Raw genomic sequence first — 1,343 nt, forward strand, 5'->3', positions numbered from 1 at the left:
CGGGAACTGTCCCGCCGGCGTGCCCGGGTGGGCTCGTTGTCGGGGCTGTCGGTGGTGCTCATGCGGCAGCCTTCCTCAAAACGATGCCGAGGTCCTCCAGGTTGCCCAGCGAGAGCACCGTCAAGTCCCCGATGGTGGCCCGCGCCGCCTCGGTCCCGTAGGAGCAGCGGACCGCGAAGGCGCGGATGCCGGGCGGGATGGTCGCCGCGGCGCGCCGCAGCTCGGTGGGCGTGGCCTGCGAACCGGTGACCAGGAAGAATACCGACGCGTTCGGCACGGCGTCCGCCGTGGTGCGGGCCAGTTCGACGGCGGTCTCCCGCAGCGGCCTGCCTTCGATCCGGGTCATTTCGTCCAGCAGGTTCCGTCCGGTCTCGGAGCGCAGCGGGCCCTGCTGGGTCATCACGCTCAGGTTCCGCTGCTCGCGGATGGCCTGCAGGCCGATGGAAGCGGCAGCGGAGACGGCCAGCTCGAATTCGGCCTCGGAAGCGTACTCCTCGGTGTTGGTGGAGACCGCGACGGCCAGGTGCGCGCGGCGGGTCTCCTCGAACTGGCGGACCATCAGCTGGCCGGTGCGCGCCGTCGTCTTCCAGTGGATGTGCCGGCGGTCGTCGCCGGGAACGTAGTCGCGCAGGGCGTGGAAGGAGACGTCCGCACTGGAGAGCTCCTTGGTGGGCAGGCCCTCCAGGTCACGGATGAAGCCGGAGGCGGTGCCGACCAGTGCGGTGGTCTTCGGGTGCACGTAGAGGTCCGTCGGTTCGGTCCACATCATCTGCCGGCGCAGCAGGCCCAGCGGATCCGCCCGGACCGACCGGACCGGGCCAACGACGATCACGGCGCGGCGCTGCGTGGGGATGGTGAAGAGGTCCTCGTGGACCTGGCCGGACTGCATCCGGGGCAGCTGGAACACCGCGGTGCCGGCACCGACCGGCAGTTCCATGGCCGCGGGCAGCAACGGCTTGGCCGCCGTGTTGGTCACCGCGATGCTGCCGACGGCACGGTCCCCCACCGCAACGCGCGTCCGGGCGAGGTCCAGGTCGACCCCGTAGGAGGAACGGCCCAGCACGAACCCGACGGCGATCAGCAGCAGCAGGGCGGCCATGAAGGCAGCCGTCCGGGCTTCCGCCCAGCCGAATGCCGCCCCCAGGACGAACAGGAGCACCGCGGTGCCGAGCACCATCCAGCCCAGCGGCGACACCACGGCCAGCACCGGCCGGAGGTAGCGTTCCAGCAGGGCGCTGGCCCGCTTCCACCAGGGCAGCAGGTACTCCCGCCCAAGCCCGGCGGCTTCGGCCAGCACGGACTGCGGGTGGAGCTTGCTGTCCCGCGGCGGCACGGCGCGCCCC

At 71.9% G+C, this 1,343-nt stretch carries 1 protein-coding gene; it reads right to left on the reverse strand.

The genetic code is table 11. From position 1 onward, the window contains the following. Positions 1 to 58: 58 nt before the first annotated feature. Complete coding sequence (locus D477_RS20605; RefSeq protein WP_052510871.1) at positions 59 to 1,333, reverse strand: DUF58 domain-containing protein; 1,275 nt, start codon at positions 1,331 to 1,333, stop codon at positions 59 to 61. Positions 1,334 to 1,343 lie beyond the last annotated feature (10 nt).

It is taken from the genome of Arthrobacter crystallopoietes BAB-32, assembly GCF_000328305.2.
GTDB lineage: Bacteria > Actinomycetota > Actinomycetes > Actinomycetales > Micrococcaceae > Crystallibacter > Crystallibacter crystallopoietes_A.